1 pseudogene (cut by a window edge) is annotated in these 401 nt (G+C 65.8%); it reads left to right on the top strand.

What is annotated here, in order from left to right:
• The first annotated feature begins 71 nt into the window (after positions 1-71).
• Positions 72-401, top strand: a pseudogene (locus ACFE99_RS23585) (peptidoglycan D,D-transpeptidase FtsI family protein) (it continues 1,695 nt past the right edge of the window).

Raw genomic sequence — 401 nt, 5'->3', positions numbered from 1 at the left:
ATCCCGTTGGCTGCGCCATCCAGCGGCGAACAGTTCGGCCCGGTAACCGTCACACCCCCTGGCACTCCCCGGTGAGCCGCGGCGATCGCTCGCGAGCGCGCCCGTCGCAGACGGCGGGCAGTGCACGCGACACCCGAAAAGCACGCAAAGTCGACAAGTCCAAGAAAAAACCGCCAAAAGTGATGAAAGCGGGCAAATCCCGCACAGAGCTTCGCGGAAACGTTGGTCCGCAGGGCCACTCGGCCCGCGACCGGCGCACCCGCCAGGCAATCAACCTGGGAACGCGCGGCGCATCGTTCATATTTCGACACCGGGCGGGCAATGCTGTCGTCTTCATCGCGTTGCTCGTCGCGGCTGCCCAGCTGTTCTATTTGCAGGTGCCCCGTGCCGCCGGGCTGCGT

The organism is uncultured Mycobacterium sp. (assembly GCF_964249325.1).
Taxonomy (GTDB): Bacteria; Actinomycetota; Actinomycetes; order Mycobacteriales; family Mycobacteriaceae; genus Mycobacterium.
The sequence above is the reverse complement of the archived record's forward strand: the minus strand, read 5'-3'. Positions and strand labels throughout refer to the sequence as shown.